A 19,150-nucleotide genomic window follows, 5' to 3' on the forward strand; every position below is an offset into this window, starting at 1 on the left:
CGATCGACATGTTGCAGAGGGTCATCCGCTCTTCCATCGACATCGCCTCGACGGCGGAGCCGCCGTACTCGTAGGCGAAGCCGGCGCCGCCGTTCACGCCGAGGCGGCGGATGATCTCGAGGATGACGTCCTTGGCGGTGACGCCAGCGCCGAGGACGCCGTCGACGTCGATCCGCCTCACCTTCAGAGGGTCGAGCGCGAGGCACTGCGAGGCGAGGACGTCCCGCACCTGCGACGTGCCGATGCCGAACGCGATGGCGCCGAAGGCCCCGTGCGTCGACGTGTGGCTGTCGCCGCAGGCGATCGTCAGGCCGGGCTGCGTCAGGCCGAGCTCGGGTCCGATGACGTGGACGATCCCCTGCCGGTCGGAGCCGAGGGCGTGGAACGGAATTCCGAACTCCACGCAGTTCCTCTCCAGCGTGGCGAGCATCTCTTCGGCCATCGGATCGGCGAAGGGGCGCTCCTGCGAGGAGGTCGGAACGATGTGGTCGACGGTCGCGACGGTCCGGTCCGGGAAGGCGACGCGAAGGCCGCGGAGACGAAGCATGTCGAACGCCTGCGGGCTCGTCACCTCGTGGACGAGGTGCAGCCCCACGAAAAGCTGCGTCTGCCCCGTCGGGAGGATCCGTACCGTGTGGGCGTCCCAGACTTTCGAGAAAAGCGTCGCGGCCATGAAGCGGGAAACGGTAGCACCCGCGTCAAGGCGAAACGGTTCGGGCGAGAGTCGCCGCCTTCGCCTTCGGCGGGCCGTGCGCCGGAGGCGGCTTCCCTACGCGGGCTGCCCCCGCTCCACGGCGAGCCGGACGAATCCGGCGACGAGGGCGGCGAGGCGTTCTTCGCCGCGGGCCTTCGCCGCTTCGAGCTTCTCGCCCTCCGTAGGCGACTCGCGGAGCTCGAAGTAGTACTTGATCTTCGGCTCGGTTCCCGAGGGGCGAAGGGTCACGCGCGAGCCGCCTTCCAGAAGGTACGCGACGACGTTGGACTTCGGCAGGCCGGGGACGCCCGCGCGGTAGTCGCGGGTCTCGACGACCGCGAGGCCCCCGATCGAGGCCGGCGGCGCGGCGCGGAAGCCGTCCATGACCGCCGCGATCGTCGCGGCCCCTTCGGCGCCCGGAATCGTCACGCTCTTCTGCGCCGAGAGGAAGAGGCCGTGGGCCCGCTGGATCTCCTCGAGGTAGCCCCACGCCGTCACTCCCCGGGCGCGGCACCAGCCGGCGAGGTCGGCGAAGACGAGCGCCGCCGAGATGCCGTCCTTGTCGCGGACGACGTCGCCGACGGAGTAGCCGAGCGCCTCCTCGTAGCCGAAAACGGTGGTCCGGCCTTCGGTCCGCTCCAGCTCGAGGGCGCGGTTCTCGATCCACTTGAAGCCGGTCAGCGTCTCGGCGTAGGCCGCGCCGAGGTCGCGCGATGGCGCCGGAGCTGGCTGGAGGAGACGATCGTCGTGACGACGAGCGGCCGTTCGGGCCGTGGCGTCCGCCACGTGAGGCAGTAGGCGCCGAGGAGGACGCCGAGCTCGTTGCCCGAGAAGAGGCGCATCCGGCCGTCCCGGTCGCGCGCGCCGGCGGCGAGGCGGTCGGCGTCGGGGTCGTTGGCCAGGAGCAGGTCGGCGTTCGTCTTCTCGCAGAGCGCGAGGGCGAGGTCGAGGGCGCCGGGCTCCTCGGGGTTCGGGAAGCTGACGGTGGGGAAGGCGCCGTCCGGCTCGTTCTGCTCGGGCACCGGATGGACGTTCGAGAAGCCGGCGCGCGCGAGCGCGTCGAGGGTGAAGCGGGCGCCGACGCCGTGCATCGCGGTGTAGACGATGCCGAGGTCGCGTCCCGGACCCGGATGGAGGACGAGGGCCGAGATCGCCTCCTGGTACCGGTTGGCCAGGTCGTCTCCGAGAGGGATAAAGAGCCCGCGCGCCTCGGCGTCGGCCCGGGAGAGGAACGGAATCGCGTTCGCCGGGCCCGACGCCGCGATCTCGGCGGCGATTCCGGCGTCGACGGGCGGGACGATCTGCGCGGCGTTGTCCCAGTAGACCTTGTAGCCGTTGTAGGCGGGCGGGTTGTGGCTCGCCGTGACGACGACCGCGGCGGCCGCGCCGAGCTCTTTTGCGGCGAAGGCGCCGAGCGGCGTCGGGGCGAGGTCGACGAAGTAGTGGACGCGGATGCCGTGCCCCGCGAGGACCCCGGCGGTGTCGAGGGCGAAGGCGTCGCTGCCGCGACGGGCGTCCCGGGCCACGACGACGCCCCGTCGGGCCGCGTCCGGCACCGTCGCGAGGAGGTGCCGGGCGACCCCGGCCGTGGCCCGGCGGACCACGGCCCGGTTCATCCGGTTCGGCCCGGCGCCGAGCAGGCCCCTCAGGCCGGCGGTGCCGAATTCGAGCTCGCCGCGAAAGCGGTCTTCAAGCTCGTCTTCGGCACCGCTCGCCAGGAGGCGGTCCAGCTCGCGGGCGGTAACGGGGTCGGGATCGGAGTCGCGCCAGGCGCGAGCTTCATCGAGAAGGGCAGCGTCCATCCGGGCGATGGTAGGGGGGGGGGGGGGGGGCCGGGGGGGCGGGGGGCCCGGGGGGGGGGGGGCCGCCGGGGGGGGGGGGGGCCGCCGGCGGGGGGGGGGGGGGGGGGCCGGGGCCGGGGGGGGCGGGGGGCCGGGGGGGGGGGGGGGGGGGCGGCCGGGGGCGGGGCGGGGGGCGGGGGCGGGGGCCGGGGGGGGGGGGGGGCGGGGGGGGGGGGGGGCGGGGGGGGCGGGCGGGGGGGGGGGGGGCGGGCGGGGGGGGGGGGGGGGGGGGGGGGGGGGGGCGCGGGGGGGGGGGGGCGGGGCGGGGGGGGCGGGGGGGGCGGGGCGGGGGGGCGGGGGGGGGGGGGGGGCCGCGCGGGGGGGGCGGCGGCCGGGCGGCGCGCGGGGGGGGGGGGCGGCGGGGGGGGGGGGGGGGGCGGGGGCGGCGGGGGCGGGGGGGCCCGGCCGCCGGGGGGGGGGGGGGCGGGGGGGGCGTGGGGGGGGGGGGGGGGGGGGGGGGGCGGGGGGCGGGGGGGGGGGGGGGGGGGGGGGGGGGGGGGGGGGGGGGGGGGGGCGGGCCGGGGCGGGGGGGCGGGGGCGGGGGGGGGCGGGTGGGGGGGGGGGGGCGGGGGGGGGGCGGGGGGGGGGGGGGCGGGGGGGGGGGGGGGGGGGGGGGGGGGGGGGGGGGGGGGGGGGGGGGGGGGGGGGGGGGGGCGGGGGCGGGGGGGGGGGGGGGGGGGGGGGGGGGGGGGGGGGGGGGGGGGGGGGGGGCGGGGGGGCGGGGGGGGGGGGGGGGGGGGGCCGGGGGGGGGGGGGGGCGGGGGGGGGGCTGGGGGGGGGGGGGGGGGGGGGGGGCCGGGGGGGGGGGGGGTCCCGGGGGAGCGGGGGGGCCGGGGGGGGGGGGGGGGGGGTACAGGGGGGGGGGGGGGGGGGGGGGGGGGGGGGGGGGGGGGGGGGGGGGGGGGGGGGGGGGGGGGGGGGGGGGGGGGGGGGGGGGGCGCCGTCCGCGCCTACTGCACCTCGCAGAAGCAGTGGGCGTAGATTCCCTCGGGGTCGTTCCAGACGGAGAGGCGGTCGGCCTCGTTCGCGACGGCCCGAAGGATCGCGGCGCCCGGGCCTGACCGGCTCCGGGGCCGGCGCGAGGACATAGCCAAACGCCGCGGCGACCCGGGTGGCCGGACCGACAGGCCCGCCATCAGCTTCTCCTTGAACGACTGTTCCTTCTCGACGTACGTCACCTGGTACGTCTTGCCGAGCTTCGCCTTCTCTGCCGCGGAGGCAATGGCTTCCTGCAGGCCGCCGAGCTTGTCGACGAGGCCGCGTTCCTTTGCGTCGGCGCCGCTCCAGACCCTGCCGCGCGCGATCTTGTCCACGTCGTCGCGGCTCATCTTGCGGGCCGTGCTCACCCGGGTCAGGAACTCCTCGTAGCCGTGGTTGATCATCGTCTGGATCGTCTCGCCGAGCCTGGGGTTGAGCTCGCGGTCGATCCGCAGAGACCCGGCCCAGGAGGTCGTCCCGACGCCGTCGACGTGCATGCCGAGGTACTTCGCGAGCGGCTTCTCGACGGTGGGGAACATCCCGAAGATGCCGATGGAGCCGGTGATCGTCTCGGGGCTGGCCCAGATCTCGTCGGAGGAGGTCGCGATCCAGTAGCCGCCCGAGGCGGCGACGCTCCCCATCGAGACGACGACGGGCTTCTTCGCTTCCTGGGCGAGCTGGAGCTCGCGGCGGATGACCTCGGAGGCGAAGGCGCTGCCGCCGCCGCTGTCGACGCGGAGGACGATCGCCTTGACCTTCTCGTCCTGCCGGGCCTTCCGGATGAGGGCCGCGGTGGAGTCGCCGCCGATCCGGCCCGGTCCGGCCGACCCGTCGACGATCTCGCCCTTCGCGACGACGACGGCGACCTTGTCGCCCTTCCCGTTCGCTCCGGGCCTGTCGGTGCCGAGCGCCTCGAGGTAGTCGGCCATCGAGACCTGCTTGAACGACTTCGACTTCTCGTCCTCGCCCGCGAGGGCGATCATTCGCTTGCGCACCTCGTCGCGGGCGGCGAGCTTGTCCACCAGCTTCGCTTCGAGGGCGATCTTCGCCGTGTCGCCGCCGGTGGCCTTCAGGAGCTCCGGCATTCCCTCGATGAAGGCGGTCAGCGCTTCCGGCGTCGTCTTGCGCGCCTTGGCGACGCTGGCGAGGTAGGCCCGCCAGATGTCGCCGAGCCACTCGAGGTCGGCTTCCTTCGCCTCGGGAGACATGTCGTTCCTGAGGTAGGGCTCGACGGCCGACTTGTACTCGCCGACGCGGAAGACGTTCCAGGTGATCCCGAGACGGTCGATTCCCTCCCGGTAGTAGGTCCGGTAACGGCCGAAGCCCTCGATGAGGACGATGCCGTCGGGGTTGAGGAGGATCTCGTCGGCCTGCGCGGCGAGGTAGTAGCCGCGCATGTCGAAGCCGTCGCCCGCGGCGATCACCTTCTTGCCCGACTTGCGGAAGTCGCGCAGGGCGGCCGCGGCGTCCTCGAGGACCGTCATTCCGGCCCCGCCCATCTCGTCGAGGTTCAGGTAGACGGAAGAGATCCGCTTGTCGTCCTTGGCGGCGGCGAGGGCGTCGAGGACGTCCTTCAGGAGGGTCTCCCCTGACCGTTGCCGGCGAGGCCGGCGAGGAGGTCCTGCGGCGAGCGGGCCGCGACCTGCTCGACGAGGTTGCCCTTCGGGGCGACGACGAGCGCGGCCCCTTCGGGACCTTCGGGCCCCCGGCGAGAAGGCGGCGGCGAGGAGGCCGACGACGATCACGAGGAAGAGGACGTTGACGAAGACGCGGCGGGACTGGTCGAGGCCGCGGCCCAGGGCCGGAGGACGCGGCGGGGAGGGAGCGGGGGCGGGTGTCGTTCATCGGGCTCATTCCTCTTTCGGAGGACTGTACGGAGGAACGGGCGCCGGGGGTTCGAGAGAGGTCGCAGCGGAGGGCCGGTGTGCGCGAGCCGCTCAGGCCCGCGGAACGAGGTGGATCGACGGCGCCTTGATGACGGCGAAGACTTCGGCGCCATCCTCCAGGGCGAGCTCGGTCCGGGAGGCACGGGTGACGAGGGCCGAGAGGCGGGTGCCCCCGCAGGTGAGGACGATTCTCACGAGCGGTCCCTCGGGGGTGACGGCGATGACGACGCCGGGAAGGTGGTTTCGGGCGCTGCTCCGGGCGCCGCCGCCCCGTTCCAGGACGACGTCCTCGGCGCGGAGGAGGACCCAGACGTCTCCTCCCAGCCCCCGGTCGACGGCAGCGAGGCGCAGGCCGTGCGCTTCCACCGTGACGAGGCCGTCGCCGGCCCCGACGACGCGGCCTGCGAGGACGGTGTCGACGCCGACGCAGCGGGCGACCTCCCGGTCGGCCGGGCGTTCGAAGACGTCCGCCACGCGCTCGTGCTGCCGGATCCGGCCGTCCACCATGACGGCCATCCGGTCGCCGAGGGCGAGCGCCTCGATCCGGTCGTGCGTGACGACGACGGCCGGGACGCCGAGCCGGAGGAGGAGGGCGCGCAGCTCTCCACGGAGCTCTTCGCGGGTCGGTCCGTCGAGCGCCGAGAGGGGTTCGTCGAGGAGGAGGAGGCGGGGAGAGGGGGCGATGGCGCGCGCGAGGGCGACCCGCTGTCGCTGGCCGCCGGAGAGCTCGGACGGGCGGCGCGCGCCGAGGCCTTCGAGCTTCAGGAGGGCGAGCATCTCGGCCGTCCTGCCGGTCCGCTCGGCGGCCCGGATCCCGTGCAGGCCGAACGCGACGTTCTCGTGCGCCGTCAGGTGGGGGAAGAGGGCGTATTCCTGGAAGAGGAGGCCGACCCGGCGCCTGCGGGCCGGGAGGAACAGACCGGCGGGAGGTGTCGAGCCACGTCTCGCCGCAGCAGGCGATCGTCCCCTCGTCGGGGCGGTCGAGCCCGGCGAGGGCGCGCAGGACGGTCGTCTTTCCGGAGCCCGACGGGCCGAAGAGGACCGTCACGGGGCCGTCGCCGCCGGGGAGGACGAGGTCGGCGGAGATCGCCGGCCCTCCCCGGAACCGCCTTACGAAGCGGGCTTCGAGCGGTGCGGCCATGCGGAGACGGTTCGGCGCTGCAGGGCGTAGGTGGCGGCGAGGACGGCGAAGGAGACGGCGAGGAGGACGAGCGAGGTGGCACCGGCCGAGTCGTAGTCGAGGGCCTGGACGTGGTCGTAGATGGCGACCGAGACGGTCCGGGTCTCTCCCGGAATGTTCCCGCCGATCATGAGGACGACCCCGAACTCGCCCAGGGTGTGGGCGAACGAGAGGACGATGCCCGTGACGACCCCGGCGCGGGAGAGGGGAAGGACGACCCGGTGAAAGGTCCTCGAAGCGGGAGGCGCCGAGAGAGGCGGCGGCCTCGAGGAGCGACCGGTCGACCGCCGCGAACGAGGCGGCGAACGGCTGGACCGCGAACGGAAGGCTGTAGAGGACCGAGGCGACGAGAAGCCCCTCGAAGGTGAAGGGGAGCCGCGCGCCGAAGAGGGACTCGACGGCACGCCCGACCGGGCCGTGCGGCCCGAGCAGGAGAAGGACGTAGAAGCCGAGAACGGTCGGGGGGAGGACGATCGGAAGGGCCACGACGGCCTCGACGAGCGGTTTCCAGCGGGCGGTCGAGAAGGCGAGCCAGGCGGCCAGCGGAAGGCCGAGCGCGACGAGCACGGCCGCCGTGGCGGCCGAGAGCTTCAGGCTGAGGAGAAGGGCCGGAACGTCGACGCTCAGCGCGCGCCTCGCGGGCCGGGGCGGAGGAGCACGGGAAGGCGCTGGCGAGGGGCTGGGCGGCACGGGCCGGGATTATCGCGCCCGGCGGGGAGCGGGAGGCCGGCTCCGGGCGGCGGGAAGCCCGGGTGGGAATCCCCGGTGAACCTGATTGACGCCGGTGGCGCGGAGGTACCGTTCCCATGTAAACGATTACATACGCGATGACGCGGCGTCGCCGAACCGCCCCCCGGGACCAGCAACGCCGGACGCAGCGCCGCCGAGGCCGGCCGCCGCCGGGTGTCACGATCCGGGACGTCGCGCAGGCCGCGGGGGTCTCCGTCGCGACGGTCTCCCGCGTCGTCAACGGGACGGCCGTCGTGAAAGACGCGACCCGGCTCCGGGTCGAGGCGGAAGTCACGCGCCTCCGGTATTCGCCGAACGCAGCCGCGCGCAGCCTGATCACGAACAGGACGAGCACGATCGGCGTCGTCCTGCCCGACATCTGGGGCGAGTACTTCTCCGAGGTGATCCACGGGATCGACCTCACGGCGAGGCAGGCCGGGTATCACGTCCTCGTCTCTTCGTCCCACAGCGACGTCGCCGAGACCCGGGACGTCCTGCGGGCGATGCACGGACGGGTCGACGGCGTCATCGTCATGTCGCCGAACGCCTCGCCCCGCGAGCTCGAGGGCTGCCTTCCTCCCTCGCTTCCGGTCGTCTTCCTGAACTCCGCCCCGGGAATCGCTCTTCACGCGTCGCTCCACGTCGACAACCGGGGAGGGGCGCGGGCCATGGTCGCCCACCTCCTCGACCTCGGCCACCGGCGCCTCGCCTTCGTCACGGGCCCGGCGTCGAACTTCGATGCCGCCGAGCGCCGTCGCGGGTGCCGGGACGCCCTCCGCGCGGCGGGCGTGGCGCCGGACGCGGTGACCGAGATCGAGGGGAATTTCGGGGAGGAGTCGGGCCAGTCCGCGGGAGAGTCCCTCGTCCGGCTCTCGCCGCGGCCGACGGCGATCTTCGCGGCGAACGACTCGATGGCGATCGGCGTCCTGTTCGCGCTCCGGCGCGCGGGCGTGCGGGTCCCGGAGGAGATCGCCGTCGCCGGCTTCGACGACATCCCGATCGCCCGCTTCGCGAGCCCTCCGCTCTCGACGGTGCGCCTCGACATCCGAACCCTCGGCGAGCGGGCGCTGGCCCGGCTCCTCGTCGAGCTCTCCGGGGAGGGAGCCTCGCACGCGGCCCGCGAGGTCCTTCCGATCCGCCTCGTCCTCCGGGAATCGACCGGAGGTCGCGGGGCGGACGCCACGACCGGGCCGCCTCGCGTCGCGTCCGCTTCCCATCCCGCATCCAACAGCTCAACCGTTCGAAGGAGGAAGGCATCATGAGACGAAACGCAGGGCTGAAGGCCCTCCTGACCATCCCGGCCGTCGTCCTCGTCGCCGTGACCCTCGTCGCCCTGCCCGCGTTCGGGCAGACGACGACGGGCCAGGTGCGGGGTACGGTCACCGACTCGCAGGGACCGATCCCCGGCGTCACGGTCACGGCCGTGAACACCGCGTCCGGCGCGAAGATCCTCGGCAGCGGTCGCGGTGAACGGCACGTACGTTCTCGTCGTCCCGGCCGGGAGGTACGAGGTCGCCGTCGCCACCGGCGCCCACGAGCCCTGGAAGAAGGCGATTCAGGTCGGCGTCGGCCAGAGCCTGACGCAGGACATCGCGCTGAAGCCCGGCAAGCTCGCCGCGGAGATCTCGGTCGTCGCCACGTCGGCCGAGGCCCAGGTGGAGCGGATCACGTCGGAGATCGGGACGAACGTCGGCACGGACCAGCTCCAGATGCTCCCTCAGTCGTCGCGGAACTTCCTGAACGCCGCCGTCATCGCCCCCGGCGTCCGCATCTCGCGCGACGAGGAGCGTCAGGAGTTCAGCTACGGCGCCCAGCGCTCGATGAACACGAACGTCTTCATCGACGGAACGAGCTACAAGAACGACATCCTCCAGGGGGGGTCGGTCGGGCAGGATTCCAGCAAGGGGAATCCCTTCCCGCAGAACGCCGTCCAGGAGTTCAAGGTCATCACCCAGAACTTCAAGGCGGAGTACCAGAAGGCGTCGAGCGCCGTGATCACCGCCGTGACGAAGTCCGGGGGCAACGATCTCCACGGCGAGGTCTTCGCCTACTACCAGAACAAGAGCCTCGTCGCGATCGACGGCGTCACGCAGCGGAAGGCGGACCAGGGCGGGTATGAAGCCGTCAAGCCCGAATACACCCGCTGGCAGCCAGGGCTGAGCCTGGGCGGCCCCATCGTGAAGGACAAGGTCCACTTCTTCGCCGCCTACGAGGGGAACTCCCAGGACCGCGAGAACGAGGTCCGGCCGGACACGTGGGGGGCCTGGTCCCCGGCCTTCCGGCAGGGCTTCACCCAGTACGAGGGGCTCTACCCGAGCGAGTTCCGGTCGACGCTCCTCTTCGGCAAGCTCTCCGCGACCCTCAACGACAGCTCCAACGTCGACGTCTCCGGGGACTACCGTCACGAGACCGACATCCGCGGCTTCGGCGGTGCGACGAGCTATCAGGCCGCCGAGAACGTCAAGAACGACGTCTGGACGGTCCGCGGCAAGCACACGATCATCCTCGGGAACGTCCTCAACGAGGCCACGGTCAGCTACCAGAACTACAAGTGGAACCCGGTCCCCGAGGACTCGAGCATCTACGGGCAGAACTACGAAGGCCTGATGCGGATCGGGAGCAAGGACTCGCAGCAGAACTTCACGCAGAAGCGCTTTGCCTTCCGCGACGACGCGACCTTGCTGAACCTGCAGTGGGCCGGTGAGCACGTCCTCAAGGCGGGCCTCGCGGTCGACTTCATGGACTACACGGCGATCAAGGAAATCAACGTCAACCCTCTCTACTCCTACCGCGCCGACCTCTACGTCTCCACTCCGGGCGACATGCCGTACCGGGCGAATCTCGGCTTCGGCGACCCGGACCTCTCGGCGTCGAACACGCAGTTCGGCATCTACCTCCAGGACGACTGGCGCTTCAGCTCCCGGGTCACGGCGAACATCGGCCTTCGCTGGGACTACGAAACCAACATGTACAACAACGACTACGTCACGCCGGACGCGATCGTCGCGGGCTACGGGCCGCTCTACCCGGCGAACTACTTCACCGACGGGACGGATCGGCCCGCGTACACCGGGATGATCCAGCCGCGGCTCGGCCTCTCCTGGGACGTCACGGGAGAGGGGAAGACGGTCGTCCACGGCGGTTGGGGCATCTACGCCGACCGGACCCTCTTCAACGACATGCTCGACGAGAAGTACCGCACCCAGTGGAACAGCTCGGAGATCTGGTTCTCCAAGGACGGCAGCCCGCAGGACGGCCGGCCGGCCCTGAAGTGGAACCCGGCCTACTACGACCCGGCCGTCCTCCGGCAGCTCGTCGCTCAGGGAATCGCGGGGCAGCCCGAGGCCTATCTCTTCAACAACGACAACCTCGAGCCGCCCTCGTCGAACCAGTGGAGCATCGGCATCCGGCAGAATTTCGGTCTCTTCAACGCCTCCGCCGCCTATACGGACGTCCACTCGGAGAACCAGCTGACCTGGACCTGCGCCGTCAAGAAGGCGGGCCAGACCGAGTGCGACTGGGGCGCCCGGCAGGTCCCGGGCTTCGCCATCGCGAACCTGTCGAGGACGAAGGAGTCGTGGTTCCAGTCGTTCCAGGCCGTCGTCGAGAAGCCCTACAAGAACGGGTGGAGCGCCTCCCTCTCCTACGTCTACGGCAAGGCCGAGCAGACGGGGAACGACTTCTACAGCGCCAACGCCCTCGACCCGGCCTACGGCTTCAAGCAGCGGAGCAACCTCGCCCAGGACCACCAGATCACGCTGTCGGCCCTGGCCGACCTTCCGTGGGGCTTCCGCCTCTCGACGCTCGTCACGACGGGCTCGGGCTTCCCCTTCGAGGTCACGGACTGCTCGGCCGGCTGGACGACCTGCACGCTGTACGTCGGCGGGGGCGACCCGCCGAAGTGGACGCAGAGCGTGGACTTCCGCCTCGAGAAGCGCTTCGTCCTCGGCGGCCCCTACAGCGTGAACGTCTTCGCCGAGGTCCTCAACATCTCGAACTACACGAACGAGAAGAACTACGAGGGCTTCAAGCCGGCCCTCCCCGACGTGAACGCCAATTTCGGAAAGGCCAACAACGGCTACAACCCGCAGCGGCTCCAGTTCGGCGCCAGCTTCGCTTTCTGAGGAGGCTCGGGTGATTCCGCGGCCCGCGGTCCGAACCGTCGCGACCCTCCTCCTCGCGGCGTTCCTCGCGGGCTGCGGAAGCCCGTCTTCCGCGCGCGCGGGGAGCGTACAGACCGCTCCCGCGCGCGTCGTCCCGGCAGCCGGGGGGGAGCCGATCGCGGCTCCCTCCCGGGTTCTCGACCCGTTCGTCGAGGAGCTCCAGCACAAGACGTTCCGCTGGTTCTGGGACACCGCGAACCCGACGAACGGCCTCGTCCCGGACCGCTGGCCCGCGCCGTCGTTCTCGAGCGTCGCCGCCGTGGGATTCGGCCTCTCGGCCTACGTCGTCGGCGCCGAGCGCGGCTGGGTGACCCGGGAGCAGGCGCGGGATCGCGTTCTGCGGACCCTTCGCTTCCTCTGGAACGCCCCGCAGGGACCGTCCTCGGACGGGATGACCGGCTACAAGGGGTTCTTCTACCACTTCCTCGACATGGAGACGGGCCGCCGCTGGGGCCGGGACGTCGAGCTCTCGTCCATCGACACGACGCTCTGCCTCGCCGGCGCTCTCTCCGCCGGGGTCTATTTCGACCGCGACCATCCCGCCGAGGCCGAGGTGCGAGACCTCGCGACGCGGCTCTACGAGCGGGTCGACTGGCGCTGGATGCAGCCGCGCCCGGCCCGGGTGGCGATGGCGTGGCACCCGGAATCGGGCTTCGGCGTCGCCGACTGGAACGGCTACGACGAGTCGATGATCCTCTACGTCCTCGCGCTCGGCTCCCCGACGCACCCGGCGACGGACGGGGCGTGGGAGGCCTTCTGCTCGACGTACAGGTGGGCGGAGCACGAGGGCCAGACCTACCTCAACTTCGCGCCTCTCTTCGGCCACCAGTTCTCGCACGCCTGGATCGACTTTCGCGGCATCCGCGACGCCTTCATGCGGCAGAAGGGGATCGACTATTTCGAGAACTCCCGCCGCGCGCTCCTCGCCCAGCGGGCCTACGCGATCCGCAACCCAGAGGGCTTCCGGGAGTACTCCGCGGACGTCTGGGGCCTCTCGGCCTGCGACGGGCCGGCCGACGTGACCCGGACCGTGGACGGACGGGAGAGGACGTTCGTTACCTACGGGGCGCGGGGCGTCTCGTCCTTCTGGTCTCATGACGACGGCACGATCACCCCGATGGCGACCGCGGCTTCGCTGCCGTTCGGGGCGGAAATCGTCCTGCCGGCCGTGAAGGAGATGAAGCGGCTCCACGGCGAACACCTCTGGGGCGAGTACGGCTTCTTCGACGCTTTCAACCCGACGTTCCGCCTCACCGACGTCCCGACGCCTCTCGGCAGAGTCGTGCCGGAGGCCGGGTGGTACGCCACCAACTACCTCGGTATCGACCAGGGCCCGATCGTCCTCATGATCGAGAACCAGAGGAGCGGGCTGGTGTGGCGCCTCATGAAGCGGTCGCCGCCGATCCTCGCCGGCCTGCGCCGAGCGGGGTTCTCGGGCGGCTGGCTCGACGCGGTGCCTGTGCCGTGAGAGCCCTGGCCGCGGGCCTCGTCCTGGCCGCGGCGACGGCCTGCTCGCGCGGTGGGGATCGCTCCGACCCCGTGCGGCTCTGGGCCTTCGGCCGCGAAGGGGAGGTCGTTCGCGAGCTCGTTCCCGAGATGGAGCGGCGCCACCCCGGCCTGAAGGTCGAGGTGCAGCAGATTCCCTGGACGGCGGCCCACGAGAAGCTCCTGACCGGCTTCGTCGGCCGGGAGATGCCCGACGTCGCGCAGATGGGGAACACGTGGATTCCCGAGATGGCGGCCCTGGACGCCATCGAGCCGCTCGACGCGCGGGTCGCGGCGAGCACGTCGGTTCGTCCGGACGACTACTACCAGGGGATCTGGGAGACGAACGTCCTCGACGGCGTTCTCTACGGGGTGCCCTGGTACGTCGACACGAGGCTCGTCTTCTACCGGAGCGACCTTCTCGCGGCGGCCGGCGTGCCGGAATTCCCGAAGAGCTGGAGCGGCTGGCGGGCGGCGATGGAGGCGGTGAAGCGATCGGGACGGGTCGGCCGCTACGGTCTCCTCCTCCCGACGAACGAGTGGGCGCAGCCGGTGACCCTCGCCGTCGCCGCCGGCGCCGAGCTGCTGTCGGACGGCGGGCGGCACGGGGCCTTCCGCGCTCCCGAGTTCCGGCGGGCGGCGGAGTTCTTCATCGGCCTCTACCGCGACGGCCTCGCGCCGCCGCTGGCGAACTCGCAGGTCGCGAACCTCTACCAGCAGATGGCCGCCGGCGAGTTCGCGATGTACGTGACAGGGCCGTGGAACCTCGGGGAGTTCCGGCGCCGGCTCCCGGCGAGCCTCCAGGGCTCGTGGGCCACTGCGCCGCTCCCGGCACCCGACGGGATGCCGTGGCCCGGAGTCTCCCTCGCCGGCGGATCGAGCCTCGTCGTCTTCCGCTCCTCGCCGCGGAAGGACGCGGCGTGGAAGGTCGTCGAGTTCCTCTCCGAGCCGGCGACGCAGAAGCGCTTCTGGGCGCTCTGCGGAGACCTGCCGGCCCGGCGCTCGGCGTGGGACGAGCCGGCTCTTGCCGGCGACGCGAGGACCGCCTCGTTCCGCCTCCAGCTCGAGCACGTCCGCGCGACGCCGAAGGTCCCCGAGTGGGAGCAGATCGCGGCGAAGGTGTGGGAGCGGCTCGAGCCGGTGGCCAGGGGGGCGAAAGGGCTGGATGCCTCGCTCGCCTCGCTCGACGCCGACGTCGACGCCATCCTCGAAAAGCGGCGCTGGCTGCTCGACCGCAAGTCCGCGGAGGCGCCGCGGTGAGGGGTCTCTCCACCTGGAGGGCGCGCGAGGCGAAGGCGGGTCTCCTGCTCGTGGCGCCCGGCCTGCTTCTCCTTTCCATCTTCCTCGCGCTTCCGGTCCTCGCTTCGCTCGTCCTGAGCCTGACCGACTTCGACCTCTACGCCGTCGGCGACCCCTCCGCCGCGCGCGTCGTCGGCCTGCGTAACTACGCCCGGCTCCTCCACGACCCGGTCTTCTGGAAGGCGCTCGGGAACACGTTCTTCTTCGTCCTCGTCGGCGGGCCGCTCACCGTCTCCCTCTCCCTGGGCGCCGCGCTCCTCCTGAACCACAAGCTGGTCCGTTTCGCCGGCCTCTTCCGGACGATCTACTTCGCCCCGGTCGTCACGACCCTCGTCGCCGTGGCGGCTGTCTGGAAGTACCTCTACCACCCGCGATTCGGCCTCCTGAACGCCGCGCTCGGCCTCGTCGGCATCCCGGCGGTCGACTGGCTCGGAGACCCGCACTGGGCGATGCCGGCGATCGTCCTGATGGCGGCGTGGAAGAACTTCGGCGCGAACATGATCATCTTCGTCGCGGGGCTGAAGGCCATTCCCGAGAGCCTCCACGAGGCGGCCCGCATCGACGGCGCGGGCGCGGTCCAGCGCTTCCGGCTCATCACGGTGCCGCTCCTGGCGCCGACGTTCCTCTTCGTCGGCCTCACGACGACGATCGGCTACTTCCAGCTGTTCGCCGAGCCCTACGTGATGTCGGGAGGCGACGGCGGCCCGATGAACGCCACGCTGAGCGTGGCGCTCTTCATGTACAAGCAGGGCTTCCGCTGGTGGAGCATCGGGTCGGCGGCCGCGATCGCGTTCGTCCTCTTCGCCGTCATCCTCGGCGCGACGCTCCTGCAGCGCCGCCTGCAGAGGGGGAGCGAGGCGTGAGAAGGAAGACGCTCTCCACGATCGGCGTCCACGCGGCCCTCGTCGCCGGCTCGGTCGTGACGCTCGCCCCGCTCCTCTGGATGGTCTCCGCCTCGTTCATGTCCGCCGGCGAGGCGAACACCTCGCCGCCTCCGCTGGTGCCCGACCGCGCGACGTTCGACCAGTACCGCGAGCTCTTCGTGAGGCTCGACATGGGCCGGAGCTTCCTCAACAGCGCCCTCCTGGCCTCGTGCGCCGCGCTCCTCTCGGTCGTCGTGAACGCGGCGGCGGGCTACGCGTTCGCCAAGCTCCGCTTCCCGGCGCGGGGGCCGCTCTTCGCGGGGCTCCTCGCGGCCATGGTCATCCCCGGGCAGGTCGCGATGCTCCCGGTCTTCCTCCTCCTGCGGTCGATGGGGCTCGTCAACTCGTACGCGGGGGTGATCCTGCCTGGCGTCGCGAGCATCTTCGGCATCTTCCTCGTACGCCAGTTCGCGTCGTCGGTTCCCGACGAGCTCCTCGACGCGGCCCGGATCGACGGGGCGGGGGAGCTGCGGATCTTCTGGTCGATCGTCCTGCCGCTCTGCCGCCCCATCCTCGTCACCCTCGGCGTCCTGACGTTCCTCGGGACGTGGAACGACTTCATGTGGCCCCTGATCGTCCTGACCGACGACACGAAGTGGACGCTCACGGTGGCCCTCGCGAGCCTCTCGGGCGAGCACGTCCAGGACACGGAGCTGATGATGGCCGGCGCGGTGGTCACCGTCCTTCCCGCGCTGCTGCTCTTCCTGGCGCTCCAGCGCTCCTACATCGACGGGATCACCGCCGGGGGGATCAAGGAATGACACGCCTCCGTCCCGTCGCGCTCATGGTGTTGCTCCTGCTGGCTGCCGCGCCGGCTCCGGGTGCGACGCCGATCTCCACCGGAGATCCCCTCGCGTGGAAGGGGGCTCCGGCCCCGGGCGTCCGGCTGGCGGTCTCGCACCCGGCGTCCGCTCCCGGGGGCGCGCTCCGCCTCGATTTCGACTTCAGCGGGAAGGCGGGCTGGGCTGCGGCGACGCGCAAGGTGGACCTCGTCCTGCCCGCGCGGTGGGAGATCCGGCTCCGCCTGCGGGGCGAGGCGCTGCCGAACGACCTCGAGCTCAAGCTCGCGGACCCTTCGGGCGAGAACGTCTGGTGGTTCCGGAAGCGGAACGCGACCTTTCCGCGCGAGCTCGAGCCGCTCCGCGTGAAGCAGCGGCAGGTCGAGTTCGCCTGGGGCCCGTCCGGCGGGGGCGCGCCGTCCCGCGTCGGTTCGATCGAGGTGACGGTGACCGCAGGACGCGGCGGGAAGGGGTGGCTCGAGGTGACGGACCTCGTCCTCGTCGACCTGGGGCCGGAAGCGACGCCGGAACCCGCGTCCGTCTCGGCGTCTTCGGCTGCGAGAGGGCACGACGCCTCGAGGGCGTTCGACGGGGACCCGGTGACGTCCTGGCGTGCTGCATCCGCGGGACCGGCGGAGTGGACGGTAGACCTCGGCTCCCTTCGCGAGATGGGAGGCCTCGTCGTCGACCACGGCGCTTCGTTCGCGAGCGGCTACGCCGTGGACCTCTCGGAGGACGGGGCGACCTGGACGACGGTGCGCCGGGTGTCGGCCGGAAACGGCGGGCGGGATTACCTGTTTCTCCCCGAGGGCGAGGCCAGGAAGGTCCGCCTCCGGCTTCTCGAGGGCACCGGAAAGGAGCCGTTCGAGGTGAGGGATGTGGCCGTGAAGCCGCTCGCGTTCGGCGCGACGCCGAACGCCTTCGTGGCCGAGGTCGCGAAGGACGCGCTGCGCGGCTCCTGGCCGAGGTACCTTGCGAACGAGCAATCGTACTGGGCCGTCGTGGGCGTCGACGGGGACACGGACGAGGGCCTTCTCTCGGAGGACGGGGCGCTCGAGGCGGGCGCGGGGCTCTTCTCCGTGGAGCCGTTCCTCCTCGACGGGCAACGTCTCGTCACCTGGGCGAACGTGACGACGCGTCACGCGCTCGTGGACGGCGATCTGCCGATTCCGTCGGTGACGTGGGAGACGAAGGACGTTTCGCTCGAGACGACGGCGCTCGCCGCCGGCCTCCCCGGCGCGTCGGCGCTCGTGGCCCGGTATCGCCTCACGAACCGGACGAACGCGGCGAGGCGCATTCGTCTCGTCCTGGCCATTCGGCCTCTCCAGGTGAACCCGCCGTGGCAGTTCCTCGGCACGCCGGGGGGCGTCTCCGAGATTCACTCGCTCGCCTTCGCGAACGGCCGGGCCGTCGTGAACGGCACGCGTCTCGTGGTCCCGCTCGTGGCCCCGTCGGCGACAGGAGCAACGACGTTCGACGCCGGTGACGTCTCGGACTTCCTGCGCGCCGGGGCGCTCCCGACCTCCCGCGCGGTGACGGACCCGTCCGGCCTCGCCTCCGGGGCGTTCGCGTTCGAGCTCGACGTGCCGCCCGCCGGCTCCCGCGAGGTCGTGGTCGCGATGCCGTTCGATCCGGCTCACGCCCCTCCGGAGGTCGCCGCGGCGGCCTCGAGCGAGGCCTGGAACGGTCTGGAAGAGCGCGCCGCCTCCGCCCTCTTCGAGACCCTCCTCGCGAAGGAGCGGGACGGTTGGAGGAGCCGCCTCGACCGCGTCGACTTCGACGTCCCACCCGAGGCGGAGCGTTTCGTGAAGGTACTGAGATCCCAGCTCGCCTGGATCCTCGTCAACCGCGATGGACCGGCGATCCAGCCCGGCTCGCGCGCGTACGCCCGGTCCTGGATCCGCGACGGCGCGCTCACGTCGGAGGCCCTCCTGCGCCTCGGGCACTCCGGCGCGGCCCGGTCGTTCCTCCTCTGGTTCGCCGGCTTCCAGGGGGAGGACGGTCGCGTGCCGTGCTGCGTCGACGCACGGGGCGCGGACGGCGTCCCCGAGAACGACAGCCACGGACAGCTCCTCTTCCTGATCGCCGAGACGGTGAGGTACACCGGCGACAGGGGCCTCGCCGGACGGATGTGGCCGCACGTCGTCTCGGCGGTCTCGTACCTCGATCGGCTCCGCGAGAAGCGGCGGACACCCGAGTTCGAGACGCCGGGAAAGCAGGTCTTCTACGGGCTCCTTCCCGAGTCGATCAGCCACGAGGGGTACTCGGCGAAGCCGATGCACTCCTACTGGGACGACTTCTTCGGCCTCCGAGGGCTGAAGGACGCCGTATTCCTCGCGACGTTCCTCGGAAAGACCGCAGAAGCCGCGAGCTTCGCGCGGATCCGCGACGCGTTCGCCGCAGACGTCCACGCCTCGATCCGTCTCGTCATGGAACGCCACGGGATCGACTATCTTCCCGGCTGCGCCGAGCTGGGCGACTTCGACGCGACCTCCACGACGGCCGCGCTCGCACCCGGAGGGGAGCAGGCGCGGCTGCCGCAGGCGGCGCTCGAGCGGACGTTCGCGAAGTACCTGGAGAACGTCGCGAAGCGCGAGGCGGGCGAAGGGGAGATCTACACGCCCTACGAGTGGAGGACCGTCGGGGCGCTCGTTCGCCTCGGCCGTCGGGACGCAGTGCCGCCCCTTCTCGACATGTTCTTCCGGGACCTGCGTCCCGCCGCGTGGAACCAGTGGGGCGAGGTCGTCTGGCGAGACCCGAGGATGCCGAAGTTCGTCGGCGACATCCCGCACACCTGGGTCGGCTCCGACTTCGTCCGCTCCTTCCTCGACCTCTTCGCCTACGAGCGGGAGGAGGACGCGTCGCTCGTCGTGACGGCGGGCGTTCCCCACGCCTGGGTCCGCTCCGCGCGCGGTGTCTCCGTGAAGCGCCTCGGCACGCCCTGGGGCCCTCTCGATCTCGCGCTCTCGGCCGAGGGAAAAGGCGTCCGCGTCCGGCTTTCCGGTCTGAAGTCCCTTCCGCCGGGTGGCCTCGTCGTGCGTCCGCCCATGCCGTCCGGACCGTGGACGGCGACCGTGAACGGGCGACCGGTGCCTCTCTCCTCGTCGGGAGAGGTCGTCGTCCGCTCCCTTCCCGCGGACGTCGTCGTGAAGCCGTGACGACCTCTGCCGCCTTCTTCTGCCTTTCATCCGGA

General features: G+C 72.1%; 9 protein-coding genes and 3 pseudogenes. 7 read left to right on the forward strand and 5 right to left on the reverse strand.

Features of this window, described 5'->3' with window-relative positions; genetic code table 11:
• The 5 genes and pseudogenes from IPN03_00130 to modB form a co-directional block, all read right to left on the reverse strand.
• Positions 1–673: 3-isopropylmalate dehydratase large subunit (locus IPN03_00130; GenBank protein ID MBK9372174.1), on the reverse strand; the 673-nt coding region annotated here is incomplete at its 3' end.
• A 96-nt stretch (positions 674–769) separates the two neighbouring features.
• A pseudogene (locus IPN03_00135) lies at positions 770–2,496 on the reverse strand (phospho-sugar mutase).
• Between the two features lie 989 nt (positions 2,497–3,485).
• Positions 3,486–5,258, reverse strand: a complete 1,773-nt coding sequence (gene sppA / locus IPN03_00140) for a signal peptide peptidase SppA (GenBank protein ID MBK9372175.1) — start codon at positions 5,256–5,258, stop codon at positions 3,486–3,488.
• Positions 5,259–5,450: 192 nt separating this feature from the next.
• Positions 5,451–6,540, reverse strand: a pseudogene (locus tag IPN03_00145) (ABC transporter ATP-binding protein).
• A pseudogene (gene modB / locus IPN03_00150) lies at positions 6,510–7,206 on the reverse strand (molybdate ABC transporter permease subunit). The pseudogenes IPN03_00145 and modB overlap by 31 nt, the downstream one beginning before the upstream one ends.
• Before the next feature lie 200 nt (positions 7,207–7,406).
• Between modB and IPN03_00155 the strand changes: the two are divergent.
• The 7 genes from IPN03_00155 to IPN03_00185 all read left to right on the forward strand — a co-directional run bounded on the left by IPN03_00155 (position 7,407) and on the right by IPN03_00185 (position 19,115).
• A complete protein-coding gene (locus tag IPN03_00155; protein MBK9372176.1) occupies positions 7,407–8,570 on the forward strand; it encodes a LacI family DNA-binding transcriptional regulator in 1,164 nt (387 codons plus the stop codon).
• 204 nt (positions 8,571–8,774) lie between these two features.
• Positions 8,775–11,432, forward strand: a complete 2,658-nt coding sequence (locus tag IPN03_00160; protein ID MBK9372177.1) for a TonB-dependent receptor — start codon at positions 8,775–8,777, stop codon at positions 11,430–11,432.
• Positions 11,433–11,442: 10 nt separating this feature from the next.
• Positions 11,443–12,939 (forward strand): Tat pathway signal protein, encoded by a 1,497-nt coding sequence (locus IPN03_00165; protein MBK9372178.1) that lies wholly within the window; start codon positions 11,443–11,445, stop codon positions 12,937–12,939.
• Entirely contained in the window at positions 12,936–14,216 is a 1,281-nt protein-coding gene (locus IPN03_00170) for a sugar ABC transporter substrate-binding protein (GenBank protein MBK9372179.1), read from the forward strand. Before IPN03_00165 ends, IPN03_00170 begins: the two co-directional genes overlap by 4 nt.
• Positions 14,213–15,118, forward strand: a complete 906-nt coding sequence (locus IPN03_00175; protein ID MBK9372180.1) for a sugar ABC transporter permease — start codon at positions 14,213–14,215, stop codon at positions 15,116–15,118. The genes IPN03_00170 and IPN03_00175 overlap by 4 nt, the downstream gene beginning before the upstream one ends.
• 80 nt (positions 15,119–15,198) lie before the next feature.
• Positions 15,199–15,939 carry a carbohydrate ABC transporter permease gene (locus IPN03_00180; protein ID MBK9372181.1) on the forward strand — a complete coding sequence of 247 codons (741 nt, stop codon included), beginning with the start codon at positions 15,199–15,201 and terminating at the stop codon, positions 15,937–15,939.
• Complete coding sequence (locus IPN03_00185; GenBank protein MBK9372182.1) at positions 15,936–19,115, forward strand: discoidin domain-containing protein; 3,180 nt, start codon at positions 15,936–15,938, stop codon at positions 19,113–19,115. Before IPN03_00180 ends, IPN03_00185 begins: the two co-directional genes overlap by 4 nt.
• Positions 19,116–19,150 lie beyond the last annotated feature (35 nt).

This window comes from Holophagales bacterium (assembly GCA_016719485.1).
GTDB lineage: Bacteria > Acidobacteriota > Thermoanaerobaculia > UBA5066 > UBA5066 > UBA5066.